Origin of the sequence: Brevundimonas mediterranea, assembly GCF_011064825.1 — a bacterium.
Classification (GTDB): domain Bacteria; phylum Pseudomonadota; class Alphaproteobacteria; order Caulobacterales; family Caulobacteraceae; genus Brevundimonas; species Brevundimonas mediterranea_A.
This window is the reverse complement of the sequence record NZ_CP048751.1, coordinates 1,648,359-1,674,300: the sequence shown is the minus strand read 5'-3', so window position 1 is coordinate 1,674,300 and position 25,942 is coordinate 1,648,359. Positions and strand designations below refer to the sequence as shown.

The window sequence follows — 25,942 nt, the reverse complement described above, 5'->3', positions numbered from 1 at the left end:
CCTTCCCGAACGCCAGAGTCTGCCCATGTCCGACGCGCCCGAATATCCGCCCGAGACCCGTCCGGTCGGACGCATCATCGCCATGCCGGCGGACACCAACCCCGAAGGCGACATCTTCGGCGGCTGGCTGCTGGCCCAGATGGACGTCGCGGGCGCCACCCCGGCCTTCGAACTGGCCCAGGGCCGCTGCGCCACAGTGGCCCTGGACGGCATGGTGTTCCACCAGCCGGTCGCCGTCGGCGACGAGGTCAGCATCTACGCCGACGTCATCAGCACCGGCCGCACCTCGATCCGCATCCATGTCGAGGCCTGGAAACGCGCGCGCGGTCAGCCCCTGGCGACCTCGGTCCGCGTGACCCAGGGCGTCTTCACCTATGTGGCCATCGACGAGAACCGCAAGCCGCGCCCGCTGCCGGGCAAGGAATAGGCGCAAATCTTGACCTGACGCCGGGGCGCGCCTACGTCCCGGCCATGGCCATCCGACGTATCCTCACCATCGACATCCCCGCCGACCTGGCGATTCTGAAACAGGTCTCCAAGCCCGTCGCCGCCGTGGACGACGCCGTGCGTGCGCTGATGGATGACATGCTGGAGACCATGTACGCAGCGCCGGGCATCGGTCTGGCCGCCGTTCAGGTCGGGGCGCTGGACCGGGTCATCGTCATGGACCTGGGCGATCGCGACGGCACGATCTGCGAAACCGAGGAAGAAGACACGCCGGAAGCGGCCGAGGCGCGCAAGAACCCGCGCTTCTTCGCCAATCCGGAAATCCTGTGGACCTCGGACGAGCTCTACACCTACGAAGAGGGCTGCCTGTCGATCCCCGAGTATTTCGACAAGGTGGAACGCCCCGCCCGCGTCCGCATTCGCTATCTGAACCGTGACGGTCAGTCGGTGGAGGAAGAGGCCGAAGGCCTCTACGCCGTCTGCATCCAGCACGAGATGGACCACCTTAACGGCGTGCTCTTCATCGACCATCTGTCGCGGCTCAAGCGGGATCGCGCCGTGACCAAGGTCAAGAAGGCCGCCCGCGACAGGATCGCCGCCTGATGACCAAACGCACCTCACGCCTGCCCCGCCGCGGCCAGTCCCTGGTCATCGACACCCAAGGCCGCCGTCGCCTGACCCGCAGCCAGAAGATCGGCGTCGCCGGGGTCGCGACCCTGGCCGGCGTCGCCCTGCTGGGCGTGGTGGCGGGCCTGCTGCTGGACCGGCTGCTGGACTTCGACGACGCCCTGGACGCCGGCGGCGAGTGGGATGAGGGCGGCGGCGTCTTCACCCGCTGGCAGTAGGCGACCTAAAGTTCTAAAGGCGTGCCCATGCGCCTTGCCTTCATGGGAACTCCCGATTTCGCCGTGCCGTCTCTGGCCGAGCTTCTCGCCTCGGGCCACGAGATCGTCGCCGTCTATTCGCAGCCGCCGCGCCCCAGGGGCCGGGGCCAGAAGCTGACGCCGTCGCCGGTTCACGCCTTCGCCGAGACCATGGGTCTGCCGGTCTTCACGCCCGACAGCATGAAGGCCCCCGAGGCCGTCGCCGACTTCCAGAGCCTGGACCTCGACGCCGCCTGCGTCGTCGCCTACGGCCAGATCCTGAACGCCGAGGTGCTGGCCGCGCCCCGGCTGGGCTGTCTGAACCTGCACGGCTCGCTGCTGCCCCGCTGGCGCGGCGCGGCGCCGATCCAGAGGGCGATCATGGCCGGCGACGCCGAGACCGGGGTCCAGATCATGCAGATGAGCCTGGGCCTGGACGAAGGACCGATCCTGCTGGGCGAGGTGATGGACATCCGGCCCGACGACACGGCCGCCAGCCTGTCCGAACGCATGGCCCATGTCGGCGCCGGCCTGTGGCCCCGCGCCCTGGCCGCCATAGATCGCGGCGGCGTCACCCCCACCGAACAGGTCGGCGAGCCGACCTATGCCCGCAAGATCACCCCCGCCGAGGCCCGCATCGACTGGACCCGTCCGGCGGCCGAGGTGGACGCCCATATCCGCGGCCTGTCGCCCTTCCCCGGCGCCTGGTTCGAAGCCCCGTCAGAAGCGGGGCCGGTTCGGATCAAGGCCCTGCTGTCGGCCCTGGCCGACGGATCCGGCGCGCCCGGCGCGGTGCTGGACGACGCCCTGACTGTCGCCTGCGGAACCGGCGCCGTGCGCCTGATCCGGGTTCAGCGCGAGGGCAAGGCGGCGCAATCGGCCGAGGAGATGCTGCGCGGCTTCGCCCTGCCGGCCGGGACCGTGCTCGGCTGATGCCGCGCTACAAGCTGACCCTCGAATACGACGGCACGGCCTATAACGGCTTTCAGGCCCAGGCGGACCAGCCGACGGTTCAGGGCGCGGTCGAGGCCGCCATACTGGCCTTTTCAGGCGAGCGTATCCGCATCGCCGCTGCGGGCCGCACCGACACCGGCGTCCATGCGACGGCCCAGGTGATCCATGCCGATCTGGAGCGCGACTGGCCGGTGGACACCGTCCTGAACGCCGTCAACGCCCATCTGATCAAACAGGACGTCTGCGTCCTGTCGGCCGAATACGCGCCCGATCCCGACTGGCACGCCCGCTTCTCCGCCACCGGCCGGGGCTATCTGTACCGGATCCTGAACCGCCGCCCCCAGCCGGTGCTGGAGCGCGACCGGGTCTGGCACGTCAAGAAGAGCCTGGACGCCGAGGCCATGCACCAGGCGGCCCAGGTCCTGGTCGGCCTGCACGACTTCACCACCTTCCGCGACGTGGGCTGCCAGTCCAAGTCGCCGGTCAAGACCCTGGACGTGGCCCGCGTCAGCCGGTTCGGCGAGGAGGTGCATCTGGTCTTCCAGGCGCGCAGCTTCCTGCACCGCCAGGTCCGGTCGATGGCCGGCACCCTGGTCGAGGTGGGTCTGGGCCGCTGGACCGCCCATGACGTCAAGGCGGCGCTGGAGGCGAAGGACCGCGCCCGGTGCGGCCCCGTCGCCCCCTCGGCGGGGCTCTATCTCAGCGGCGTGCGCTACGACTGAACCCCGCCTGGGGCCGGGTCAACCGCGCTGCTGAACCAGAACCTCGGCGATCTGCACCGCGTTCAGGGCCGCGCCCTTCCTCAGATTGTCGTTCGAGACGAACAGGGCCAGGCCGTGCTCGACCGTCGGATCGGAGCGCACCCGGCCGACGAAGACCGGGTCCTGGCCCGCCGCCTCCAGCGGGTTCGGCACGGCGGTGACGACCACGCCCGGCGCCTGGGCCAGCAGCTCCAGCGCTTGGGCCGCCGACAGCGCCCGATCGAACTCGACATTGATCGACAGGGAGTGGCCGGTGAAGACCGGCACCCGCACACAGGTGCCCGAGACCGGCAGGCCGGGGATCTCCAGGATCTTGCGGCTCTCGTCGCGCAGCTTCAGCTCCTCGTCGGTATAGCCGTCCTCGCCGAGCGTATAGTTCAGGGCCACGACGTTCGCGGCGATCGGCACGACCCACTTCTCGGGCGCGCCGAAGTCCACTGCCCCGCCGTCGCGGGCCAGGGCCGCGCCCTGCCCCACGGCCGCGCGCGCCTGGTCCTCCAGTACGCGAATTCCCTCGACCCCGCCGCCCGAGACGGCCTGATAGGTCGAGACCGTCAGACGCTTCAGCCCCGCCGCATCGTGCAGGGGCTTCAGCACCGGCATGGCGGCCATGGTGGTGCAGTTGGGGTTGGCGATGATCCCCTTGGGCAGGTGCGCCAGGGCGTGGGGGTTCACCTCGGCGACGACCAGCGGCACCTCGGGGTCGCTGCGCCAGGCGGAGGAGTTGTCGATCACCACCGCCCCGGCGGCGGCCACCTTGGGCGCCAGGGCCTTGGAGGTATCGCCGCCGGCCGAGAAGAAGACGATGTCCAACCCGGCGTAGTCGGCGCTCGCCGCGTCCTCGACCACGATCTCGGTCTCGCCGAAGTGGATGGTCTTGCCTGCCGACCGGGCCGAGGCGAACAGGCGCAGCGAGGCCAGCGGGAAGTTCCGCTCGGCCAGAAGGCCGCGCATCATCTCGCCGACGAGGCCGGTGGCGCCGACGATGCCGACGTGAGGAGGATTGGACGGGGAAAAGGACATTCAGGCGTCTCCTGGAAGGATGGAGGCGCGGGGTTCAGCCGGATCGACCGCCCCGCGCATCGGCGGGGCTTGGGATCGGGGTTCGGCGCTTCAGACCTCGCGCACACCCGAAACCGCCCCGCCGAAGCCGGTGGTTTTCGAGGTAATCGCATTGGTCAGGGCGCGGGTCACGGCGACGCTCTCTAAGGGCGAGACTTGTCACTGTAAACTGGCTAACGCGAAAAAAAAATGGCGTGAAGGCGGGCGTCAGTGGCTCGTGCACGCAATAAAGCATCGGCCCCTGCCGTTCTCACGTCATCCTCGAGTCAAGCCCGAGGATGACGTGGCTGGGCGTCGCGGCTCAGACCTTGGACAGGATCAGCGTGCCGTTGGTGCCGCCGAAGCCGAAGCTGTTGGACATGACGTGGGTCAGTTCGCCCTCGTGGCGTTGACGCAGGATGGGCATGCCCTCGAAGGCCGGATCCAGGGTCTCGATATGGGCGCTCTCGGCCGCAAAACCGTTCTGCATCATCAGCAGGCAGTAGATGGCCTCTTGAGCGCCCGCCGCGCCGAGCGAGTGGCCCGTCAGCGACTTGGTCGAGGAGATCATCGGCATCTGGTCGCCGAAGATGGCGCGGACGGCCTCCATTTCCTTGGAGTCGCCGACCGGGGTCGAGGTGCCGTGCGGGTTCAGATAGTCGATCTTCGGATTGCCGGCCTGTTCCAGCGCGATCTTCATGCAGCGCTGGGCGCCCTCGCCTGAGGGGGCGACCATGTCGTAGCCGTCGGAATTGGCGCCATAGCCGGTGACTTCGGCATAGATGGTCGCGCCGCGCGCCTTGGCCCGCTCGTATTCTTCCAGCACCACGACGCCGGCGCCGCCGGCGATGACGAAGCCGTCGCGGTTGACGTCATAGGCCCGCGAGGCGACGGACGGGGTCTCGTTGAAGTCGGATGACATGGCGCCCATGGCGTCGAACATGTTCGACATGGACCAGTCGATGTCCTCGCAGCCGCCGGCGAAGACCACGTCCTGCTTGCCCCACTGGATCTGTTCGACCCCGGCGCCGATGCAGTGGGCGGAGGTCGCGCAGGCAGAGCTGATCGAATAGTTGACGCCGCGCATCTGGAACCAGGTGGACAGGACGGCCGAGGGGCCGGACGCCATGGCTTTCGGCACGGCGAACGGGCCGATCCGCTTGGGCGAGGTCTTCTCGATGGTGGTCGCCGCCGCCTGGAGGATCACCTGGGTCGAGGGGCCGCCCTCGCCGACGATCAGGCCGATGCGGTCGTCGCGAATCTCTTCGGCCGTCATGCCCGACGACTTCAGCGCCTCTTCAAAGGCGATGTGGGCCCAGGCCGTGCCGTTGGCCAGGAAGCGGGCGGCGCGGCGGTCGATCAGTTCTTCCCACGGGCCGATCTTGGGCGGGGCCCAGACTTGGCTGCGGAAGCCGTATTTGGCGTGATCGGGCGCATGGACTACGCCCGAACGGGCTTCGCGCAGGGACTGGGTCACCTCTTCGGCGCCGTGGCCGATGGAAGAGACGATGCCCAGGCCGGTGACGACGACACGACGCATGGTGTTTCCTTCTTAAGCTTCTCGACCCGAGCTTCTCGAGCGGGGGCCTTCCGCGCTGTCCGCGGTTATATAGGCGTTTAGGCGCCCGCTTGCTCATCCTTGGCGGCGCCAAAGAGTCCCACCCGCATGTCATTGCAGGTGTAGATCACCTCGCCGTCGGCCTCCAGCACGCCATCGGCGATGCCCATGACCAGTTTGCGATTGATGACCCGCTTCAGGTTGATCTTGTAGACCACCTTCTTGATGTCCGGGGTGACCTGGCCCGTGAACTTGACCTCGCCGACGCCCAGGGCGCGGCCGCGGCCCGGGCCGCCGATCCAGCCCAGATAGAAGCCGACCAGTTGCCACATGGCGTCCAGGCCCAGGCAGCCCGGCATGACCGGGTCGCCGATGAAGTGGCACTGGAAGAACCAGAGCTCGGGATTGATGTCGAGTTCGGCCTCGACATAGCCCTTGCCGTGCGCGCCGCCGTCAGCCGAGATCTGGGTGATCCGGTCGAACATCAGCATCGGCGGGGCGGGCAGTTGCGCATTGCCGGGACCGAACAGTTCGCCGCGCCCGGAGGCGAGCAGGGCCTCGTGATCGAAGGACGAGGGATATTGGGACTGGGTCAAGGCGGTTCCGTTACGTCTGCTGTTGCTGGCGGGTTACACGACCGCGCGACTTCGCTCAACACCAAGGGTTACGGCGGTCAGTCCCGACCGGTCCCGGCGGGGCGGTTGGCGTTGCACAGCGCCCTCTGCTGGGTTCCGAACACCGCCCGTTCCTGGACCCAGCCGCGCAGGCGGCGCGCCCGAACCTGGCACCAGCCGTCCTCGCACTCGTCCAGCGACACCAGCGAACGGGGCGACAGGCGCGCCCGCACGGCCGAGGCCTGGGACTTGCCGGCGTGGATCATCACTTCTTCGGGCGAGGTGTTGAAGACGGACCGGCGGCCCGACGACACCGTGCGGTGGATCCAGGCCACGGCCCCGTCCGGGTCGCAGATCTTGCGCCATTCCGTCGTCTCGGCGACCACCTGCACCGGCAGGCCGGCGGCGCGGTATTCCCACAGGATCGGATAGTCCAGCCCCGGTCCCTGACGCGCGCGCACGTGCGACGACTTCAGCGAGATCCAGCGCGGCACCTCCAGCCCCGTCGGCGTGGGCCGGCCGTCGGGCATGGTCGCGCCCGCGCCGGCCATGAGGCCCACGCCCAGAATGGCCAGGGCGAGGGCGCTGCGGCGTCGCAGGCTTTGGAAGATGGCGGAGGCTTTGCTAGACACTGGATGGAACGACCCGTCGCGCGGGCTTTCGATCCTGAAATCGCCGCCCGCTAACCAAGGCCCGCAATGTCCGTCCGCAAGCTTAAGGTCGTATTAACCAGACGCCTGCCCGACGCGGTCGAGACGCGGATGCGCGAGCTTTTCGACGCCGAGCTGAACCTGAAGGACCAGCCGATGGACCGGGCGGCGCTTCAGGCGGCGGTTCAGCGCGCCGAGGTTCTGGTCCCCACCATCACCGACGTCATCGACGCCGACCTGATCAATGGCGCCGGCGACCAGCTGAAGATGATCGCCAACTTCGGCGCCGGGGTGGACCATATCGACATCGACGCGGCCGTGGCGCGCGGGATCATCGTCACCAACACCCCCGGCGTCCTGACCGAGGACACCGCCGACCTGGCCATGAGCCTGATCCTGGCCGTCAGCCGCCGCATCGTCGAGGGCGCCCAGGTGGTGGCCGAGGGGCGGTTCGAGGGCTGGACCCCGACCTGGATGTGCGGCCGCAAACTGTGGGGCAAGCGGCTGGGGATCGTCGGCATGGGCCGGATCGGCCAGGCCCTGGCTCGTCGCGCCAGGGCCTTCGGCCTGCAGGTCCATTACCACAACAGGAAGCCCGTCTCCGCCCTGATCGAGGAGGAACTGGGCGCCACCTACTGGGACGATCTGGACCAGATGCTGGCGCGGATGGACATCGTCTCGCTGAACTGCCCGGCGACGAAAGACACGCATCATCTGCTGTCCGCCGAACGCCTGGCCCGGCTTCAGCCCCACGCCATATTGATCAACACCGCGCGGGGCGATCTGATCGACGAGGCGGCCCTGTCCCAGGCCGTGGCGACCCGGTCCCTGTCCGGCGTCGGCCTGGACGTGTTCGAGAACGAGCCGGCCATCCACCCCGGCCTGCTGGGCCAGCCCAATGTCGTGCTGCTGCCCCATCTGGGCTCGGCGACGCTGGAGGCGCGCCAGGACATGGGCGACCGGGTCATCGCCAATGTCATGACCTACCAGAACGGCCACCGCCCGCCGGACCGGGTGATTCCAGCCATGCTTTAGGGCGCGGCCAGCAGTCGTTCGGCCGCATCCGGATATTTCTGCGCCAGCCGCGCCGCCCAGTCGGCCTTCATCGCCAAGGGCGACCGGACCTCGCGGACGCGGCGTTCGACCAGGGCGGCGGCCTCGCGGTGGGCGGGCCAGTCCATCAGGAAGCCCAGGGCGGTCTCGAAGTCCGCATAGGTCGCGGCATGGGCCAGGGCGCGGTCCAGGGCCTCGACATCGTCGAAGTCGGGCAGACGGGCGAGATAGTCACGCAATGCCGGCGCCGACAGGTCGCGTTCGAACAGGACCCAGCGCAGGTCCTGGGCCTCGGCCTTGCGCCCCTCTGCCTCCAGCAGGTCGATGGAGGCCGCCTCCCAGGCCGGGGTCAGGGGCGGCGGACCCGCCGCGGGCGACCGGCCGAAGGTGAAGCGCCGGTTCGCGGCCGACGGCTTCAACGCCGCCTCCAGGGCCTGCCGCGCCTCGACCACCCGGCCCGCCGTCAGCAACCGCCGCGCCGCCGCCGCCGCGAAATCCGGCGAGCCCTGTTCATCGGGCGTGACCAACCACAGCCACAGATCCAGATCCTCAGCCCGGTCCGCCAGTCGCCGGATCGCCGTGCGCGCGCCGCGGACGCCCGAACTGGTGTCCAGCCCCGCCAGCACGGCCCGCGCCAGTTCCGGCGTCAGGGCCTCGCCCGCCGCGCCGATCCAGCGGGCGTAGTCGAGCGGATGGCGTTCGATGGCGGCGGCCAGACGTTCCATAGCGGCCTGATCCATCAGCGCCGTCTGAGCGACGGTCCAGAGATCGGGAGCCGCCGCCTCGAACGCCGCCGTCATCTCGCCGCGCGGATCCTTGACCCGCAAGGTCAGCCCACGAAACAGGTCGAACCAGGCAATCAACCGATCCAGCCCGGCGACGGGCGCCGTCGGGGCCAGATCCTCCACCACCGCGCGGCGCAGCATGTCGAGGTCGCGCAGCAGGTCCGGCCGTTTGCGCCAGGACACCCGCGCCCGTGCAGACGCCAGGGCCGTCAGCCGCTTGTCCAGCTCGACCGTCAGGGGCTCGACCCCCGCCTCGGCCGCCAGCACCAGCCGCAGACGCCGCTTCAACAAGGCGTCGCCGTCCGCCGCCTGCATCAAAAGCTCGCCCAGCCGCTCCGCCCCCAGGGACGCCAGGCTGGCGGCGTTCAGACGTTTGGGCGAGGCGGGGCGTCGGGCCATCAGGTCTCCTTTTCACAAGTCTGTCGGACCGGACTCACACGGCTGTCGAAAACCACGGGCAGGGGAGGAACCGCCGCGAGCGAGCTTCGTTTCCGGCGACCTGTCTGAGGAAGCGTGCGTTGGACTCCTACTATTGTATCGTCAACCTGCCGGGCGTTCCGGTGCGTGACATCTGTGTTCTGGGCGCGACCGACGACTCGGCGGCGAATCAGGCTCTGGCCGAGCTCGCCCGGACCTGGGTCGGGTTCGAGACCCTCTATCTGTACTGCGGCGAGCGGCTGGTGACGGTGCTCAGCAACCCCGCCCTGGGCTTCGCCCCGCCCATCCCGGATCTGGATCTGGCCGACGTCCGTTTCGCCACGGCCGCCTGAGGTTCAGCCGCCGCAAACCGGGCACTGGGGGTCGGCTGTCACCCGCACCGTCCGCGCCGTCGCCGCCAGACCGTCGTACAGCATCAGCCGCCCGGCCAGAGCCTCGCCCGCCCCGGTGATCAGCTTGATCGTCTCCAGCGCCGCCATCGACCCGACCACGCCCGCCAGGGCGCCGACCACGCCGACACGGGCGCAGGTCTCGGCGTCCGGCGGAACCTCGGGCACTAGGCACTGGTAACAGGGCCGACCGGCGAACACCCCCACCTGGCCGCTCCATCTCCCCAGGGCGCCCGAGACCAGAGGCTTGTCGGCCGCCACACAGGCGGCGTTGACGATCAGCCGGGTCTCGAAATCATCGGTCCCGTCCAGCACGATGTCGAAACCGCCGATCCGATCGGCGGCGTTGTCCGGCGTCAGCCGTTCGGCGAAGGTCTGGATCGTCACATGCGGGTTCAGCCCGCCCAGGCGTTCGGCGGCCGCTTCGACCTTGGGCCGGCCCACCTCGGGCGTGGAAAAGGCGATCTGGCGCTGCAGGTTCGACAAACCCACCACGTCGTCGTCGATCAGACCCAACGTCCCGACGCCGGCTGCGGCCAGATAGAGGGCCGCCGGTGCGCCCACGCCGCCGGCCCCGACGATCAGCACCCGCGCACGCTTCAGGGCCTGCTGGCCCGGCCCCCCGATCTCGGACAGGACCAGATGCCGGGCGTAGCGTTCGACTTCGTCTTCAGAGAAAACCATGCCCTTCTCTAGCGAGCGGCAGGCTTGGGCGCGAGGCCTCAGGAGACGGCGGCCAGGCTCCGGCTCGCCTCCGACACGATCCTGTCGGCGCTCGCGCTCACGCTCGTATGATCCAGCCCCTCGGCCAGCAGGCGCTCCAGCCCCGGCGACGCGTCCGTCTGGGCCATGGCCCACCCCGGGAACAGGCGCTGATCGATCACAAGCTCGGCGAGGATGCGGATATTGGTGTGGCGTCGATCGGCGCGCAGCCGGCCCATCAACCGATCCAGGTCGACCCGCGCGCCCTCAATGGCCTGAAAGAACCGGCCGTCGTGGCGCATCAGCACCCCGGTCACATGATCCCGGCGATTGTTCCGGTCCGACGCGCCGATGATGTCGATCAGGGGCAGCAGGCCCACGCCCGCGTCGCCCACGGCGTCGCTGACATAGACAATACGGAACAAACTCATTGATTACTCTTACGCTTTTACAATTTACAGCCACAAGGACCGAAGTAAGGCCATAGAGTTAACGAAACACGCAGCAAAGGCGTCAGACCGCACAGCTCGAGACACGCAATCCGTCGCAGGACAACAGCCGCTCCAGCACCGAGGCGGCGAGCTGGTCCAGTCGGCGACCGCCCAGATATTCGCCCGCCTGATGAGGCGACATGGCGTTGAGCTTGACCGGCTCGGCCACACGACGGTGCACGATGGGGCGATCCTCGACGATCTTGAGATTTCGGTGACGACCGTCCGAAAGAAGGCGCGCGATCAACCGATCGAGGTCCGCGCGCATGCCTTCCAGCATCATGGCGGCCTGACCCTCATGAAACATCATGGCGCTGCCGATCATGTCGCGACGGTTGTTGCGTTCAGACGCGCCGAGAATGTCAGCCAGCATCAAGGGCGAGCGTTCAACCGCCGCGACTGTTTCACTCACGAGAAGCACGCGATAGAGCAATTTTCGATCTCCCATGTCGGATCTTCCGGTCAAGGATGGCGCGTTATAAGAGAAACATGGGTATAAATATGACGACGTTATCCGGCGTCGCGCGCTCTTGATCGACGAGGCCCGTCGCGCCATCTGCGGATCATGACTCAATCGAATTTTCCCGACTGGCACGGCACCACCATTCTGGCGGTGCGCAAGAACGGCCGCACCGTCATCGCGGGCGACGGTCAGGTCTCCATGGGGCCCACCATCGTCAAGGGCGCGGCGCGCAAGGTGCGGACCCTGGCGGGCGGCAAGGTGCTGGCCGGCTTCGCGGGCGCCACAGCCGACGCCTTCACCCTGATCGAACGGCTGGAGGCCAAGCTGGAGCAGTATCCGGACCAGTTGGCGCGGGCCTGCGTCGACCTGGCCAAGGACTGGCGCACCGACCGCTATCTGCGCCGGCTGGAGGCCATGCTTCTGGTCGCCGACAAGTCGTCGATCTTCACCGTCACCGGCGTCGGCGACGTGCTGGAGCCTGAACACGGGGTCGCCGCCGTCGGCTCGGGCGGCAACTACGCCCTGTCGGCCGCCCGCGCCCTGATCGAGGAGACCGACCTCGACGCAGAGGCCGTCGCCCGCAAGGCCATGAAGATCGCCGCCGAGATCTGCGTCTATACGAACGGCAATCTGACGGTGGAGACGCTGGAGCCCTGATCGGCCCGCGACGGGCTCAGATCACGTCGGCGACGGGACCCAAGGCCTTGACGTCCGCCCCCCGGGCAAAGACGCCTCCTCGACCGGATAGCCCTGGGACGACGCCCAGGATCGAGCTTCGCCGATGGAGAAGAAGGCCTGTTCGCGGATGCGTCGGGCGCCGTCCTCATCGACCAATTCGCATTCCCACCACCGGATGGTCCGGTGATCGGAGGTGATGCAGGTCTTGGAGACGAGGACGGCGTGTGGGGTCATGGCGCGAAACAACGGACAGCGTTTCGCCTTTGTTCCTTCGCGGTCCGGTTTTTCTTTGCAGGAACAACAGGCTGCCTGCAATTCACAGGCGTATGCGCCCTGCATGGCCGCCGGCGATACGTTGCGATCATCTCCCCCTTGGCTTAAGCGCGCGCCATGACCGATGACGCCCCCCTTCGACCCCTCGCCCGCAATCCGCGCGGCTTCGCCGACAAGCGCGGCCGCGACCTGACCGCCGAACGCCGCATCGTGGCGCGCGTGTCGGAGGTCTATGAGCGCTGGGGCTTCGAGCCGCTGGAGACCCCGGCCTTCGAATACGCCGACGCCCTGGGCAAATTCCTGCCCGACGCCGACCGGCCCAATGAAGGCGTGTTCGCGCTCCAGGACGATGCGGGTTCGGACGAGCCGGGCGAGTGGATGGCCCTGCGCTACGACCACACCGCCCCTCTGGCCCGGTTCGCGGCCCAGACCTGGGAGACCCTGCCCAAGCCGTTCCGCCGCTACGCCTATGGGCCGGTGTGGCGCAACGAGAAGCCAGGGCCGGGCCGGTTCCGCGAGTTCTGGCAGTGCGACGCCGACACCGTGGGTTCGGACCGGCCCGAGGCCGACGCCGAGATCATCGCCATGGCCTGCGAGGGTCTGGGCGCCGCCGGCCTTGATGCGGGCCAGGCCCAGATCCGCGTCTCGAACCGCAAGCTGTTCGACGGTCTGTTCGACGCCGGCGGCGTGACCGAGGCGGGCCAGCGGCTGACGGCCCTGCGCGCCATCGACAAGTTCGACCGGCTGGGCTGGGACGGCGTCGTCCAACTGCTGGGCGAAGGCCGGCTGGACGACTCCGGCGACTACACCAAGGGCGCAAGCCTTCCGGCCAGGGTGACCGGCGCCATCGAGGCCTTCCTGGCCTCGGCCAATACGCCGGGCCTGTCACGAGCCGAGACCCTGGACGCCGTCGCCCGTTCGGGCGACCTGGGCGCGGCGGGCGAAGCGGCGCTGAACGAACTGGCCGCCATCGACCGGGCGCTGGGCGCCATGCGGGTCGGCCAGGAGGCGGTGAAGTTCGATCCCACCATCGTGCGTGGGCTGGAATATTACACCGGTGCCGTGTTCGAGGCCGAACTGCTGCTGGAGACCACGGACGACAAGGGCCGTCCGGTCCGGTTCGGCTCCATCGGCGGCGGCGGGCGGTATGACGATCTGGTCGCCCGCTTCACCGGCCAGAGCGTGCCCGCCACCGGCTTCTCCTTCGGCGTCTCGCGCCTGGCCTCGGCCCTGCGCGCCGCTGGCCGCGGGGCGGAAGACGCCGTGCGCGGCCCCGTCGTCGTCATCGTCTTTTCCGATGACGACATGGCTCATTATCTGGCCGCGGTCGCCGAACTGCGCGCCGCCGGGATCGCCGCCGAGCTCTATCTGGGCCGTGCGGGCATGAAGGCCCAGATGAAATACGCCGACCGTCGCGGTTCTCCGGCCGTCGTCATCCTGGGCGGCGATGAGATTGCGGCGGGCGAAGTCACCATCAAGGACCTGGACGCCGGCCGCGCCGCCGCCGCCGGGATCACCGACAACGACGCCTGGAAGGCCGAGCGTCCGGGCCAGATGAAGATCCCTCGGGAGGGCCTGATCGCTGCGATCCAAGCCATTATCGAATAAGCTTCGAGAATATCTTGCACGAAATATGACTTATCAATGATAAGTCGAAGAAAGTTCGACTCCGCCCGATACGTGCGTTGACGCCGCAGGGTCCGATAGGCCAAATGAACTCACTCGAGGGCAAGCGTTGCTCAAGCGCGCAGCACTCGAAGGCGTTTCGGGGAGGAAACGTCCGCTCTTCAAAGAGCGCGAAAGCCCGCTGCGATGTATCCCCCGCAGCGGGCTTTTTCGCGCCTGGAGCCGCCCGCGCCATGGACAATATGTAGACTATTTCGATGTGGTCTCGAGGTTTCCGGGGCGATTTGTCGAGGCGTCCGCCCATGAAAAAGGCCGGGGCGAACCCCGGCCTTTTCCGTTCTCGAATGGGCGCCGCCTACCAGATGCGGACGCGCTCTTCCGGCGTCAGATAGTATTTGGTCCCCGGCTCGACGTCGAAGGCGTCGTACCAGGCGTCGACGTTGCGCAGCGGGCCGATGACCCGGAACTGGGCGGCCGAGTGCGGATCGGTGGCGACCTGCTGCTTCAGGGCCTCGTCGCGATATTTCGACTGCCAGACCTGGGCCCAGCCGTAGAAGAAGCGCTGGTCGCCGGTCGTTCCATCCAGCACCGGGGCGGGCTTTCCGGCCAGCGACAGATGATAGGCCTCAAGACCCACGGCCACGCCCGAGGCGTCGCCGATGTTCTCGCCCATCGTCAGACCGGGGTTGATGGTGTAGCCGGCGATCGGTTCGTAGGTAGCGTATTGCGCGCCCAGACGGGCGGTCAGGGCCTCGAAATTGGCCTTGTCCGCAGGCGTCCACCAGTTGCGAAGCACGCCGTCGCCGTCGGACTTGGAGCCCTGGTCGTCGAAGCCGTGGCCGATCTCGTGGCCGATCACGCCGCCGATGCCGCCGTAGTTGACCGCCGGGTCGCCGTTCGGATCGAAGAAGGGCGGTTGCAGGATGGCGGCCGGGAAGACGATCTCGTTATTGGCCGAGTTGTAGTAGGCGTTCACCGTCTGCGGCGTCATGCCCCATTCGGTCTTGTCGACCGGGTCGTTCAGACGGGCGAGGTCGTAGTTCCACTCGAACAGACCGCGCCGCTCGGCGTTGCCGACCAGGTCGTCTGCACGGATATCAAGGCCGGAATAGTCGCGCCACTTGTCCGGATAGCCGATCTTGACGGTGAATTTCCGCAGCTTCTCCTGGGCCGCCGCCTTGGTCTCGTCGCCCATCCAGCTGAGGTTGTCGATGCGGTGCGACAGGGCGGTGCGCAGATTGGCGACCAGGTCTTCCATCTTGGCCTTGGACTCGGCCGGGAAATACTGGGCGACATAGAGCCGGCCCGTCGCCTCGCCCAGCGAACCCTCGGCGAAGGAGATGGCGCGCTTCTCGCGGGTGCGCTGTTCCGGCTGGCCCGACAGGTCACGCGAGCGGAAGCCCCACTGGGCGTCCGAGAACCGTTGCGACAGCAGGGGGGCCATGTCGTCGGCGGTGTGGAAGGCTTCCCACGCCTGGAGCAGTTCGATCGGCGTCTCGGCGTAGAGGGCCGCGATCTTGGGCATGGCCGTGTCCTGACGCACGATCAGGCGGGGCACGCCGCCCAGTTCGGCCGCATCATAATAGGCCTGCCAATCGAAGCCGGGCGCATCCTGGGTCAGTTTTGCGATGGTGACCTCGTTATAGGTCTTGTCGCGGTTGCGGTTCTCGACCGGCGTCCAGTGCGCCCCGGCGATCTTGGTCTCCAGAGCGACGATCTGGGCGGCGGTCTCGACCGGGTTCGCCCAGCCGATCATGCCCAGCATGTCGGCGACATAGGCCTGATACTTCTCTTTCTTGTCGGCGTAGCGGGCGTCCAGATAATAGTCGCGGTTGGGCAGGCCGATGCCCGACTGACCGGTCGAGACAACGTAGCGGGTCGGTTGTTTCGCGTCGATGGTGATGCCGGTGCCGAAGAAGGAGCCGCCGAAACGGCCGACCGTCTGGCCCATGTAGACGGCCATCTTATCATGGCTGTCGGCGGCGCGGATGGCGGCCAGATAGGGCTGCAGCGGCTGGGCGTCCAGCTGATCGATGCGCGCCTGGTCGATATAGGACCGATAGGCGTCGGCCACCTTGGCCTCATCCGAGCCGGGCGTCAGGTCGGTGCGTGCGGCCAGACCCGTGACCAGTTCCTTCATCCGGTTATCCGACAGTTCGCGCAGCAGGGCGAAGGAGCCGTAGCTGGTGCGGTCCGAGGGGATGACCAGCTTGTCGAAGGCCGCGCCGTTGGCGTAGCGGAAGAAGTCGTCGCCCGGGTTCACCGAGGTGTCGCGGCCGTTCAGATCGAAGCCCCAGGTTCCGTAGCGGGGGGCGTCCACGCCCTGCCAGCCGGCTGCGGTCTCCTCGCCCGAGAACAGCGAGACGATCGAGCAGGTCTCGTCGATACAGGCGTGGTCGTGGTCGATGTCCTGGGCGAAGGCGGCGGCAGGCGCCAAAAGGGCGCCGACAGCGGCGCCGATAAGCAGTCTTTTCATCACTGTATCCTAGGTTCCACCCCTGAAGCGGGCAGGTTGGAGCGGACCCTAGACCCGAGGTTGGGGCTGTCGCCTTAAAAAAAGTTCATGAAACGGTCGCGACGTCTCGCCAGGGACGGCGGTTCCGGGTCACATGCCGGGGATACGGAGGGCGAATGCAGGGGCACGGCGCAGACTACAAGGATCTGGTGGTCTTCCTGGCGGCGGCGGGGGTGATCGTACCCCTGGTCAACCGACTGAAGATCAGTCCGGTTCTGGGCTTTCTGGCCGCCGGGGTGGTGTTGGGCCCCAGCGGGCTGGCGCGGTTTTCGGACACGCTTCCCTGGCTCTCCTATTTCACCATCAGCGATCCGGTTCAGCTGGCGCAGTTGTCGGAACTGGGCGTCGCCTTCCTGCTGTTCATGATCGGGCTGGAGCTGTCGTGGGAGCGGCTGCGCGCCATGCGGCGGCTCGTCTTCGGCCTGGGGCTGATGCAGGTCGTCGTCTGCACCCTCGTGCTGGCGGGCCTGTTCGTGCTGCTGGGCCAGAGCCTGGTCAGCGCCGCGGTGCTGGGCATGGGCCTGGCCCTGTCCTCGACGGCGGTCGTCATGCCGGTCCTGGCCGAAAGCGGGCGGCTGAAGGGTACGGTCGGTCGGTCGACCTTCGCCATTCTGCTGGCCCAGGATCTGTCGGTCGCGCCCATCCTGATCACCGTCAGCGTGATGGCTGCGGTCGCCCAGGCGGGCGGGTCGCTGGATCCGGCGGTTCTGGGACGGTCGCTGTTCACCCTGGTGCCGGCCGCCATCGGCCTGGGCCTGCTGGTTCTTATGGGTCGTGTGGTGCTGCGGCCGATGTTCCGCTCGGTGGCCCAGGCGCGCAAGTCGGCGCAGGGCGGCGAGCTGTTCGTCGCCGCCAGCCTGCTGGTCGTGGTGGTCGCCGGACTGGCGGCCCAGGCCAGCGGCCTGTCGATGAGCATCGGCGCCCTGGTCGCCGGGGTGCTTCTGGCCGAGACCGAGTTCAGGCGCGAGGTCGAGGTCTCCATCGAACCGTTCAAGGGTCTTTTGCTGGGGGTCTTCTTCGTCGGGGTCGGCCTGGGCCTGGACCTGGGCGCGGTCGCGGCCAATCCGGTCCTGCTGTTCGGCCTGGCCCTGGCCATCACCGTGGTCAAGACCGGCGTCATCTTCGGCCTGGCGCGCCTGTGGGGCCTGGGCGCGCGCCCGGCGCTGGAGACCGCCCTGGTCCTGGCGCCGGCGGGCGAGTTCGCCTTCGTGGTCTTCGCCACCGGCATGGTCGAGGGGATCGCCCCGCCGGCCCTGACCAGCACCGTGGCCCTGTCGGCGACCCTGAGCATCTTCTCCATTCCCCTCCTGGCCCTGCTGGGCCAGAGGCTGTCGCGCGAAAAGGCGCCGGCCCTGCCGACCACGCCCGAGGGCGCAGCCCCGCCGGAACAGGCCGACGGCGCCGTCATCATCGTCGGCTTCGGCCGGGTTGGACGACTGATCGGGGAGCTGCTGAAGGAACACGACCAGGCCTTCATCGCCCTGGACACCGACGCCGCCGCCGTGGCGGCGGGACGTCGCGACGGATTCGACGTCTTCTACGGCGACGCGGGTCGCGCCGAGATGCTGGCGCATTGCGGCGTCCTGTCCACCCGCGCCCTGATCGTCACCATGGACGCCCCGACCAAGGTGGACGAGGTGGTGACCACGGCTCGCGCCTTGCGCGACGACCTGATCATCATCGCCCGCGCCCGCGACGACCAACATGCGGCGCGCCTCTATGCCTTGGGCGTCACCGACGCGGTGCCCGAAACGACCGAGGCCAGCCTGCAGCTGGCGGAGAACACCCTGGTCGATCTGGGCGTGCCCATGGGCTTGGTTCTGGCCTCGATCCACGAGAAGCGGGATCAGTTCCGCCGGACCTTCCAGGCCGCCATACCCGCCGGAGGACGCAGTAGAACCACCCGCGCGTTGAGAATGCCTCAGATTGGGACAGGTAACCATAACAGTTAAGCTTAGAAATCGGGCTGTTAACCGCGACATTAGCTTTTGCGACCCATTTTCGTCATGGTTCCGTGATGCAAGCCCTGCTTCAGCATCGCGCGGTTGGCGGGCGAAGCAACATAACGTCTCGCCTCGCGGTCTAAGCGACTGACCCAGTCAACTTCGGGCCGTCAGGGCTTCCGAAATGCGTAGAGTAAAAGCCTGATTTCATGACCGATACCGTTCTCTCGACCGAAGCCGCTCCCCGCCTGAACCGCCGTCAGGCCGCCAAGGTCCGGACGCGCCAGAAGGTTCTGGACGCCGCCCGCTCCCTGTTCGCCGAGCGCGGCTATGAGCCAGCCACGATCCGCGACATCGCCAAGGGCGCCGGCATGTCCACCGGGGCGGTCTTCGCCAACTTCCAGGACAAGGCCGAACTGTTCGAAGCCGTCCTGACCGAGGACATGACCCGCCTGGCCGAGGTGGTCGAGGCGGGCGCGCCCCAGGGCGAACCCGTTCGCCAGCGACTGCTGGGCGCCCTCAGCGCCGGCTATCACTCCTCGCTGGACCAGTTGCCCTTGTTCCAGGCTATCGTCGCCCGGTCGTGGTTCCAGCCCCTGGCCGCCGAGATGCGCGCCCGCGCCGCGACCAAGAACCTGCTGCTGGCGATCGGCGGCATCCTCCAGGAAGCCGTCGCCAAGGGCGAGGTGAACAAGGACGCCGACATCCGCCTGCTGGTCGAGCTGATCTGGGACGCCTATCTGTCGAACTACCGCCGCGCCGCCTATGACGAATGGGACGCTCAAGCCCTGTCCGACCATATGGGCAAGCAGATCGACGTGATCCTGGCTGGCGCGCTGTCCGCCAAATAATCCAATCAAAGCGCCTGAAAAGGTCGGGGCCGCCGCGCGGTCCCGGCCTTTTTCATGCCCGGCGTTCCGCGCTCAGGCCTTACGCTTCAGGGTGACGTAGAAGGCGCCGTTGCCGCCGTGCCTCTGGTGGGCGACGGTGAAGCCGGACACGACGCCGCGCAGGCCCGGCGACTGCATCCATTCCCCGAACGAGGCGCGGATCACCCCGCCGCCCAGCCGTCCCTGGCCGGTGATGACCAGGACCGCCCGCATGCCCCGCGCCTGGCACGACGTCAGAAAGGCCTGCAGCTGATCCTCGGCCTCGAACCGGCCGAAGCCGTGCAGGTCGATGCGGGCCTCGATGGGGTCCCGCTCGCGCGACAGCCGGTGTTTGCGGCGCGGCTCCAGATCCTCGGGCGCGGAGCGGACACGCGAGGCGGCGGCGCGGGACGCCGGGGGGCGAGAGTCGACCGGCGGGGCGGTCGGGAGGTTGCGTTGCGGCGAGACCTTGGGCAGGCGGCGCGGATGCTCCGGCGGGGCGACCACGACATGGGCCGGAGCCTCGGCGCCGGGGGTGACGCGGGCGGCCTTGCGGCTGCGCGGGGCGGCGACCGTGCCGGTGATGCGGCTCCAGATGCGACGGTCCTCGGGCGTCAGCCCGTTCTCGTCACGGCCGGGGCCCTTGCGCTTCATGCCTCGGCGTCGTCGTCGAAGGCGTCGCCCGGCCCGGGTTCGTGAACCAGCAGATCGCCGGGCTGACAGTCCAATTCGCGACACAGGGCGTCGAGGGTCGAGAACCGCACGGCGCGCGCCTTGCCCGTCTTCAGGATCGACAGATTCGCCACCGTCACCCCGACCCGGTCGGCGAGTTCGGTCAGCGACATGCGGCGTTCGACGAGGACGCGATCAAGCTGGACGCGGATGGCCATGGGGAAGTCCTACTGGAAACGGCTCAGATCGTCAGTTCGGATTCGCGGCGCAGGCGCGCCCCCTCGCGGAAAACCTCCGCCAGGACGAAGACGATCAGGACGGAGAAGATCGGGGTCAGCAGTTCACCCAGCCCCTGGGGGTCCATGACGCCCGGCGCCAGGCGCGCGGCCACGAAGCCCTGGGCCAGCCAGACGCCGCCGGTCACGACCGCCAGGGTCAGACCGATCTGGCGCAGACGGCGGACATTGTCGGGATGGAAGGGATCGCCCATGGTCAAGGTGCGGAAGATCCGACGCAGGCTGCGCAGGATCAGCATGAAGCCGCCGAAATAGGCGGTGGCCGCCCCCAGGCCGAACAGCAGAAGCATACGGGTCAGCGGCAGCTGTCGCCCGCCGGACTCGCCGCTGACGGTGATGTTCACATTGTCCAGGGGAATGAAGACGGCGGCGACCAGCAGCAACAACAGCAGGCCGGTGATGAGCCAGAGCAGGATATAGGCGACGTCCAGCGCCACCTTCAGCACGCTGGAGACCGAACCCGGGCCCAGGGCGCGGAACGGGGCCTTCAGCGGCGCGGTCATGGCGCGCAGCCAGCGAGGAGCGGGCCATTTCGGGGTCAGCCATTTTGGACTCAGCGCCTCGCCTCGCTTCAGCGGATGTCGCGGCGGGAGCAGGCGCATGGTCGGTCTCAGGCCGGAGGGAAGGGCGCGACGGCTGCGCGGGGTCCGGCGAACCCGCGCGCAGCTCTATACATCGCGGTCTTCGTCAAGGTCGTCAAAGCTCTCGTGATCGATACAGGGCTGGACTTGGGCGCGATCAGAGGGCTTGAACCAGAATGGCGACCAGGGCGGTCGGCAGGGCGGCGATCAGGACCGTGTTGACGAAAGCGGCGCAGACCTTGTCCAGCCAGAGCGACATGTTCATCGTATGCATCAGGGTTCTCCGTTGTTCCTGTTTGGGTGATAATCACCCGTTTGATTTATTATCCGCATGATCGTTCCGGATTTACCGGAAGTCCTGAACGGTGCGGCCCCGTTCCTGACAATCAATAGATAGGCCGTGCGCTGCTAAAAAGCACGTTACATATCGTTTAACGATATTAAACTTTGGCAATAGACTGTTTCAGGGCCGTGACAATCGATGACTCTCAAGCTTTTCAAAGGGATGCGGATCGTCGCCGCCACCCACAACCCCGGGAAGGTTCCGGAGATCGCCGCCCTGCTGGGTGAAGATTACGAGATCCTCACCGCCGGCCAGTTGAATCTGTCCGAGCCGGACGAGACCGAGACCACCTTCGCCGGCAACGCCATGCTGAAGGCTCGTCATGCGGCCGCCTTGTCAGGCGAGGTCGCCCTGGCCGACGACTCGGGAATGTCGGTGGCGGCCCTGGACGGGGCGCCGGGCATATTCTCCGCCCGCTGGGCCGGACCGGGCAAGGATTTCGCTGTGGCCATGAAGAAGGTCGAAGACCGGCTGGAGGAGATCGGGGCGACGGACCGCGCCGCCTGGTTCACCTCGGCCCTGGCCGTGGCCTGGCCGGACGGGCCGTGCGTCGTGGTCGAGGGCGAGGTGCACGGCCGTCTGACCTTCCCGCCGCGCGGCGACCGGGGCTTCGGCTATGACCCCATCTTCATTCCTGAAGGCGGCGACCTGACCTTCGGCGAGATGGAGCCGGCGGCCAAGGAGGCGATCAGCCACCGCACCCGCGCCTTCGCCAAGCTGCGGGCCGCGTTGATTGACTGATTCCTCAGAGACCTGGGCGAACCCCGGTTCGGACGTCGGCCTGTATGTCCACTGGCCCTATTGTTCGCGCATCTGCCCCTATTGCGACTTCAACGTCGTGCGCGACCGGGGGCGGGTCGAGGAACAGGCGGCGCTGGTCGAGGCGATCCTGGCCGACATGCGGGCGCAGCGGGCCCTGACGGGGTCGCGCCGGCTGGCCTCGATCTTCTTCGGCGGGGGCACGCCGTCGCTGATGGCGCCCGAGGCCGCAGCCCGGATCATCGCCCAGGCGTACGATCTGTTCCCCCCGGCGGGTGCGATCGAGATTTCGCTGGAGGCCAATCCGACCGACGCCGAGGCGGCCCGGTTCGCCGCCCTGGCGGGGGCGGGGGTCAACCGGCTGTCGATGGGGGTGCAGGCGCTGGACGACGCCGCGCTGCGGTTCCTGGGGCGGGATCATTCGGCGGCCGAGGCGCGGCGCGCGGTCGATCTGGCCGGGCGGGCCTTTTCGCGCCTGTCCATCGACCTGATCTACGCCCGGCCGGGCCAGACCCCGGCCGATTGGGCGACGGAGCTGGGCGCGGCCCTGGACATGGGGTTTGAGCACGTCTCGCCCTACCAGCTGACCCTGGAGCCGACGACGGCGTTCGGACGGGCCCTGGCGCGCGGAACCCTGATCCCGCCCGATGAAGACCAGGCCGCAGCCCTGTACGAGACCACCCAGACCGTGCTGGAGGCCGCCGGGTTCGACGCCTATGAGGTGTCCAATCATGCGCGGGGCGTGTCGGCGCGCTCGGCGCACAATCTGCACGTCTGGCGCGGCGGCGACTATCTGGGCCTGGGCCCCGGCGCCCACGGGCGGCTGACGCTGGACGGGACCCGCACCGCCACTGTCGCCCATCGCCGGATCGCCGACTATGTGGCCGGGGTCGGGGCGGGATCACCCTGGATGGAGACGGAACGGCTGGACGCCGCCGGGGCGGCCGAAGAAAAGCTGCTGCTGGGCCTGCGCACAGTCGAGGGCGCGCCGGTCGGGCTGCTGGCGGACCTGGGGTTGGACGCGGACGCGGCGCCGACAGCCGACCTGATCACCGACGGATTTCTGAGGCTCAGCGGCGGCCGACTGGTGGCGACGCCGCGCGGTCGGCCGGTGCTGGACGGGGTGCTGAAGGCTTTGCTGACCTAAACAAAACGGCCCCGGATCGAAATCCGGGGCCGCTCTGGCGTCACATCGGGACGGTGCGCTTAGACCAGCGCCCCGTGGCAGTGTTTGAACTTGCGGCCCGAGCCGCAGGGGCAGGGGGAGTTACGGCCAGTCATTTCCCAGCCGGGCGGCAGGGCCTCGACCGGAAGCTTGGCGCGGTCGTCGCCGATCAACTGGCCTTCCGGATTTTGCGCGGCCGGATTGACCATCTTGTTCTCGCCGGTGCCGGGGTTCAGGTGGATTTCCTGGAACTCGGGCATTTCCGGCGGCGCCTGGAAGCGGAACTCGACCGTCATCAGCCAGCGGGTGACGTTGTGGCGCAGGTCGTACAGCAGGTTCTCGAACAAGGCGAAGGCCTCGGTCTTGTATTCGTTCAGCGGATCGCGCTGGCCGTAGCCGCGCAGGCCGATCACGCCGCGCAGATGATCCAGATGGACCAGGTGCTCGCGCCACTGCATGTCGATCATCTGCAGCATGAACTGTTTCTCCAGACCGCGCGTCTGGTCGGCGCCGATCTGCTCCAGCCGTTCGGCGGCGCGGGCGTCGGCGGCGGCCAGCAGCCGCTCCTCGATCTCCTCGTTCGACACGCCTTCCTCGGCCGCCCAGTCATGCAGCGGCAGCTCCAGGCCCAGGGTCGTGCGGACCTTTTCGTCCAGGCCGTCGATGTCCCACTGTTCGGCATAGGCCTTGGGCGGCATGTAGCGTTCGACCAGGTCGGAGACCACGTCGCGGCGGAAGTCGCCGACCAGTTCCGACAGGTCCTCGGAGTCCATGAACTCCTGGCGCTGCTCGAACACGGCCTTGCGCTGGTCGTTCACGACGTCGTCGTATTTCAGCAGGTTCTTGCGGATGTCGTAGTTGCGGGTCTCGACCCGCTTCTGGGCGGTCTCGATGGCGCGGTTCAGCCAGGGGTGGGTGATGGCCTCGCCCTCGGCCACGCCAAAGGTCTTCATGATCGAGTCAAGACGGTCGCCGGCGAAGATGCGCAGCAGGTCGTCCTCGCAGGACAGGTAGAATTTCGAGGTGCCGGGGTCGCCCTGACGGCCGGTGCGGCCGCGCAGCTGGTTGTCGATCCGGCGGCTCTCGTGGCGTTCGGTGCCCAGGACGAACAGACCGCCGGCGGCGAGCGCGATCTCGCGCTGGACGGCGATGTCGGCCTTGTACTGGGCCTCCTGCGCCTTCTCCATCTCGGGCGTGACCTCGACGGCCATGTTGCGCTGTTCCAGCAGCCACTTCTGCATCTTCATCTCGAGGTTGCCCCCGAGCTGGATGTCGGTGCCGCGGCCGGCCATGTTGGTGGCGATGGTCACCACGCCCGGCAGACCGGCGTCGGCGACGATATAGGCCTCCTGCTCGTGCTGGCGGGCGTTCAGGACGGAGTGCGGGATGCCGCGCAGCTTCGTCTCGTATTGGATGTCATAGGCGGCGTCGCCGATCTTCTCGGCTTCTTTCGCCTTGCCCTCGTACTGGGGCTTCAGCTTACGCGAGACCTCGACCTTGTATTCGAACTTGCTCAGCAGATCCGACAGCTGTTCCGAACGCTCGATCGATACGGTGCCGACCAGGATGGGCTGACCCGCCAGGTGGCATTCGGCGATCTGTTTGGCGATGGCCTGGTTCTTCTCGGCGTGGGTCCGATAGACCTCGTCGTCATAGTCCTTGCGCTGGATCGGCCGGTTGGTCGGCACCTCCAGCACGTCCATCTTGTAGATGTCGCCGAACTCCTGGGCCTCAGTCGCGGCGGTGCCGGTCATGCCCGACAGCTTCTGGTACAGGCGGAAATAGTTCTGGATCGTCACCGAGGCCAAGGTCTGGTTCTCGGGCTGGATCTTGACATCTTCCTTGGCCTCGATGGCCTGGTGCAGACCTTCGGACAGGCGGCGGCCGGTCATCATCCGGCCGGTGAATTCGTCGATCAGGACGATCTCGCCGCCCTTGATGATATAGTCCTTGTCGCGCTGATACAGGGTGTTGGCGCGCAGGGCCTGGTTGGTGTGGTGGACCAGGCTGATGTTGGCGGCGTCGTACAGGCCGGTGGTGTCGGCGGCGAAGTGGCCGCCGCTTTCCAGCGCCTCTTCCATCCGCTCCGAGCCCAATTCGGTCAGCAGGACCTGTTTCTGCTTCTCGTCGAGCTCGAAGGTGTCCTTGTCCTTGATCAGCTCCTTCACCAGGCCGTCGAGGATCTTGTACAGGTCCGAACGGTCCTCGGTCGGGCCCGAGATGATCAGAGGCGTCCGCGCTTCGTCGATCAGGATGGAATCGACTTCATCGACGATGGCGAAGTTGTGCGGGCGCTGCACCATCTCGCGCCGGTCATAGACCAGGTTGTCGCGCAGATAGTCGAAGCCGAACTCGTTGTTGGTGCCGTAGGTGACGTCGGCGGCGTAGGCCGCCTGGCGCTGGCCCTGGCTCAGGCCGTTGACGATGACCCCGACCTCAAGACCCAGGAAGCGATAGACCTTGCCCATGGTCTCGGCGTCGCGGCGGGCCAGGTAGTCGTTGACGGTGATGACGTGGACGCCCTTGCCCGGCAGGGCGTTCAGATAGACGGGGGCCACGGCGACCAGGGTCTTGCCCTCGCCGGTTCGCATTTCCGCAATGCCGCCTTCATGCAGGATCATGCCGCCGGCCAGCTGGACGTCATACTGACGCTGGCCCAGCACCCGCTTGGACGCCTCGCGCACCACGGCGAAGGCCTCGGGCAGGATCTTGTCCAGGGTCTCGCCGTTCGCCACCCGGTCGCGGAAGGCGTCGGTCATCATCCGCAGTTCGTCGTCGGACAGGGCGGCGAACTTGGGCTCCAGCGCATTGATGCGCTGGGCATGCTCCTGGAAGGCCTTGACCTTGCGGTCGTTGGAAGAGCCGAAAAGTTTCTTGGCGAAGCCGAGCATATTGGATCCGGTAAGCGGTCGAGCGTCTGCGAGCTGAGCGGCTCTGGAAATCCCGTGAGGGGCGGCGATACGGACGCCGCGAGAAGGGCCCGAACCGGTGGCGACCCCGATGCGCCGGAACT

The 25,942-nt window shown here is 67.8% G+C and carries 27 protein-coding genes; 13 read left to right on the top strand and 14 right to left on the bottom strand.

Annotated elements, in window-relative coordinates; translation table 11 throughout:
- Positions 1-25: 25 nt before the first annotated feature.
- Genes GYM46_RS08160 through truA form a run of 5 tightly spaced genes read left to right on the top strand, consistent with a single transcriptional unit; the run spans position 26 to position 2,986 of the window.
- Positions 26-427 (top strand): acyl-CoA thioesterase, encoded by a 402-nt coding sequence (locus GYM46_RS08160; protein ID WP_008260913.1) that lies wholly within the window; start codon positions 26-28, stop codon positions 425-427.
- 44 nt (positions 428-471) lie between these two features.
- Positions 472-1,050, top strand: a complete 579-nt coding sequence (def, locus tag GYM46_RS08155; RefSeq protein WP_008262368.1) for a peptide deformylase — start codon at positions 472-474, stop codon at positions 1,048-1,050.
- Complete coding sequence (locus tag GYM46_RS08150; protein WP_008262062.1) at positions 1,050-1,292, top strand: hypothetical protein; 243 nt, start codon at positions 1,050-1,052, stop codon at positions 1,290-1,292. Before def ends, GYM46_RS08150 begins: the two co-directional genes overlap by 1 nt.
- 27 nt (positions 1,293-1,319) lie before the next feature.
- Entirely contained in the window at positions 1,320-2,243 is a 924-nt protein-coding gene (gene fmt, locus GYM46_RS08145; protein ID WP_008264402.1) for a methionyl-tRNA formyltransferase, read from the top strand.
- Positions 2,243-2,986: a tRNA pseudouridine(38-40) synthase TruA gene (truA, locus tag GYM46_RS08140; RefSeq protein ID WP_008259305.1), complete on the top strand. Its 744-nt coding sequence runs from the start codon at positions 2,243-2,245 to the stop codon at positions 2,984-2,986. Before fmt ends, truA begins: the two co-directional genes overlap by 1 nt.
- An 18-nt stretch (positions 2,987-3,004) precedes the next feature.
- On the opposite strand, the gene GYM46_RS08135 is transcribed toward truA, so the two are convergent.
- The 4 genes from GYM46_RS08135 to GYM46_RS08120 form a co-directional block, all read right to left on the bottom strand.
- The gene (locus GYM46_RS08135) at positions 3,005-4,048 is read right to left on the bottom strand and encodes an aspartate-semialdehyde dehydrogenase (protein ID WP_008262198.1); all 1,044 of its coding nucleotides are present in this window, start codon (positions 4,046-4,048) and stop codon (positions 3,005-3,007) included.
- Between the two features lie 340 nt (positions 4,049-4,388).
- The gene (gene fabB, locus GYM46_RS08130; RefSeq protein ID WP_008262961.1) at positions 4,389-5,606 is read right to left on the bottom strand and encodes a beta-ketoacyl-ACP synthase I; all 1,218 of its coding nucleotides are present in this window, start codon (positions 5,604-5,606) and stop codon (positions 4,389-4,391) included.
- A 77-nt stretch (positions 5,607-5,683) separates the two neighbouring features.
- Positions 5,684-6,220 (bottom strand): 3-hydroxyacyl-[acyl-carrier-protein] dehydratase FabA, encoded by a 537-nt coding sequence (gene fabA, locus GYM46_RS08125; RefSeq protein ID WP_008263519.1) that lies wholly within the window; start codon positions 6,218-6,220, stop codon positions 5,684-5,686.
- Between the two features lie 77 nt (positions 6,221-6,297).
- A complete protein-coding gene (locus tag GYM46_RS08120) occupies positions 6,298-6,870 on the bottom strand; it encodes an SH3 domain-containing protein (RefSeq protein ID WP_008262295.1) in 573 nt (190 codons plus the stop codon).
- 66 nt (positions 6,871-6,936) lie between these two features.
- Between GYM46_RS08120 and GYM46_RS08115 the strand changes: the two genes are divergently transcribed.
- The gene (locus GYM46_RS08115) at positions 6,937-7,923 is read left to right on the top strand and encodes a 2-hydroxyacid dehydrogenase (RefSeq protein ID WP_008262236.1); all 987 of its coding nucleotides are present in this window, start codon (positions 6,937-6,939) and stop codon (positions 7,921-7,923) included.
- Here GYM46_RS08115 and GYM46_RS08110 read toward each other — a convergent pair.
- Positions 7,920-9,125: a DUF6880 family protein gene (locus tag GYM46_RS08110; protein WP_035308597.1), complete on the bottom strand. Its 1,206-nt coding sequence runs from the start codon at positions 9,123-9,125 to the stop codon at positions 7,920-7,922. The genes GYM46_RS08115 and GYM46_RS08110 overlap by 4 nt on opposite strands.
- Before the next feature lie 119 nt (positions 9,126-9,244).
- On the opposite strand from GYM46_RS08110, the gene GYM46_RS08105 reads away from it, so the two are divergent.
- Positions 9,245-9,496: a hypothetical protein gene (locus tag GYM46_RS08105; protein WP_008262988.1), complete on the top strand. Its 252-nt coding sequence runs from the start codon at positions 9,245-9,247 to the stop codon at positions 9,494-9,496.
- A 3-nt stretch (positions 9,497-9,499) separates the two neighbouring features.
- Here the strand turns inward: GYM46_RS08105 and GYM46_RS08100 are convergent, their stop codons facing one another.
- The 3 genes from GYM46_RS08100 to GYM46_RS08090 form a co-directional block, all read right to left on the bottom strand.
- On the bottom strand, positions 9,500-10,237 hold the full coding sequence (locus tag GYM46_RS08100; protein ID WP_008259649.1) for a HesA/MoeB/ThiF family protein: 738 nt from the start codon (positions 10,235-10,237) through the stop codon (positions 9,500-9,502).
- Positions 10,238-10,275: 38 nt separating this feature from the next.
- On the bottom strand, positions 10,276-10,686 hold the full coding sequence (locus tag GYM46_RS08095) for a BLUF domain-containing protein (RefSeq protein ID WP_008261602.1): 411 nt from the start codon (positions 10,684-10,686) through the stop codon (positions 10,276-10,278).
- Between the two features lie 82 nt (positions 10,687-10,768).
- Positions 10,769-11,179: a BLUF domain-containing protein gene (locus GYM46_RS08090; protein ID WP_155988159.1), complete on the bottom strand. Its 411-nt coding sequence runs from the start codon at positions 11,177-11,179 to the stop codon at positions 10,769-10,771.
- A gap of 132 nt (positions 11,180-11,311) precedes the next feature.
- On the opposite strand from GYM46_RS08090, the gene hslV reads away from it, so the two are divergent.
- The gene (gene hslV / locus GYM46_RS08085; protein WP_008259677.1) at positions 11,312-11,866 is read left to right on the top strand and encodes an ATP-dependent protease subunit HslV; all 555 of its coding nucleotides are present in this window, start codon (positions 11,312-11,314) and stop codon (positions 11,864-11,866) included.
- A gap of 21 nt (positions 11,867-11,887) precedes the next feature.
- On the opposite strand, the gene GYM46_RS08080 is transcribed toward hslV, so the two are convergent.
- Positions 11,888-12,121 carry a hypothetical protein gene (locus GYM46_RS08080; RefSeq protein ID WP_035310016.1) on the bottom strand — a complete coding sequence of 78 codons (234 nt, stop codon included), beginning with the start codon at positions 12,119-12,121 and terminating at the stop codon, positions 11,888-11,890.
- 156 nt (positions 12,122-12,277) lie between these two features.
- Between GYM46_RS08080 and hisS the strand changes: the two genes are divergently transcribed.
- On the top strand, positions 12,278-13,768 hold the full coding sequence (hisS, locus tag GYM46_RS08075) for a histidine--tRNA ligase (protein ID WP_008259771.1): 1,491 nt from the start codon (positions 12,278-12,280) through the stop codon (positions 13,766-13,768).
- Between the two features lie 373 nt (positions 13,769-14,141).
- On the opposite strand, the gene GYM46_RS08070 is transcribed toward hisS, so the two are convergent.
- Positions 14,142-16,262 (bottom strand): M13 family metallopeptidase, encoded by a 2,121-nt coding sequence (locus GYM46_RS08070; RefSeq protein ID WP_035310012.1) that lies wholly within the window; start codon positions 16,260-16,262, stop codon positions 14,142-14,144.
- Between the two features lie 155 nt (positions 16,263-16,417).
- Here GYM46_RS08070 and GYM46_RS08065 point away from each other — a divergent pair, with 155 nt between their 5' ends.
- Both GYM46_RS08065 and GYM46_RS08060 read left to right on the top strand, forming a co-directional pair.
- Complete coding sequence (locus tag GYM46_RS08065) at positions 16,418-18,253, top strand: cation:proton antiporter (protein ID WP_008264369.1); 1,836 nt, start codon at positions 16,418-16,420, stop codon at positions 18,251-18,253.
- Positions 18,254-18,453: 200 nt separating this feature from the next.
- Entirely contained in the window at positions 18,454-19,095 is a 642-nt protein-coding gene (locus tag GYM46_RS08060; protein ID WP_008261977.1) for a TetR/AcrR family transcriptional regulator, read from the top strand.
- Positions 19,096-19,167: 72 nt separating this feature from the next.
- Here the strand turns inward: GYM46_RS08060 and GYM46_RS08055 are convergent, their stop codons facing one another.
- Genes GYM46_RS08055 through GYM46_RS08045 form a run of 3 tightly spaced genes read right to left on the bottom strand, consistent with a single transcriptional unit; the run spans position 19,168 to position 20,683 of the window.
- On the bottom strand, positions 19,168-19,767 hold the full coding sequence (locus GYM46_RS08055; protein WP_008262312.1) for a Smr/MutS family protein: 600 nt from the start codon (positions 19,765-19,767) through the stop codon (positions 19,168-19,170).
- Positions 19,764-20,003, bottom strand: coding sequence for a helix-turn-helix domain-containing protein (locus GYM46_RS08050; RefSeq protein WP_008258757.1), 240 nt, complete (start codon positions 20,001-20,003; stop codon positions 19,764-19,766). The genes GYM46_RS08055 and GYM46_RS08050 overlap by 4 nt, the downstream gene beginning before the upstream one ends.
- Positions 20,004-20,026: 23 nt before the next feature.
- Positions 20,027-20,683: a DUF2975 domain-containing protein gene (locus GYM46_RS08045; protein ID WP_008263793.1), complete on the bottom strand. Its 657-nt coding sequence runs from the start codon at positions 20,681-20,683 to the stop codon at positions 20,027-20,029.
- Positions 20,684-21,143: 460 nt separating this feature from the next.
- Between GYM46_RS08045 and rdgB the strand changes: the two genes are divergently transcribed.
- Positions 21,144-21,746, top strand: a complete 603-nt coding sequence (rdgB, locus tag GYM46_RS08040) for an RdgB/HAM1 family non-canonical purine NTP pyrophosphatase (protein WP_040349853.1) — start codon at positions 21,144-21,146, stop codon at positions 21,744-21,746.
- Positions 21,739-22,911 carry a radical SAM family heme chaperone HemW gene (hemW, locus tag GYM46_RS08035; protein ID WP_008264295.1) on the top strand — a complete coding sequence of 391 codons (1,173 nt, stop codon included), beginning with the start codon at positions 21,739-21,741 and terminating at the stop codon, positions 22,909-22,911. The genes rdgB and hemW overlap by 8 nt, the downstream gene beginning before the upstream one ends.
- 59 nt (positions 22,912-22,970) lie before the next feature.
- On the opposite strand, the gene secA is transcribed toward hemW, so the two are convergent.
- Positions 22,971-25,820, bottom strand: a complete 2,850-nt coding sequence (gene secA / locus GYM46_RS08030; protein WP_164952638.1) for a preprotein translocase subunit SecA — start codon at positions 25,818-25,820, stop codon at positions 22,971-22,973.
- Between the last annotated feature and the right edge of the window lie 122 nt (positions 25,821-25,942).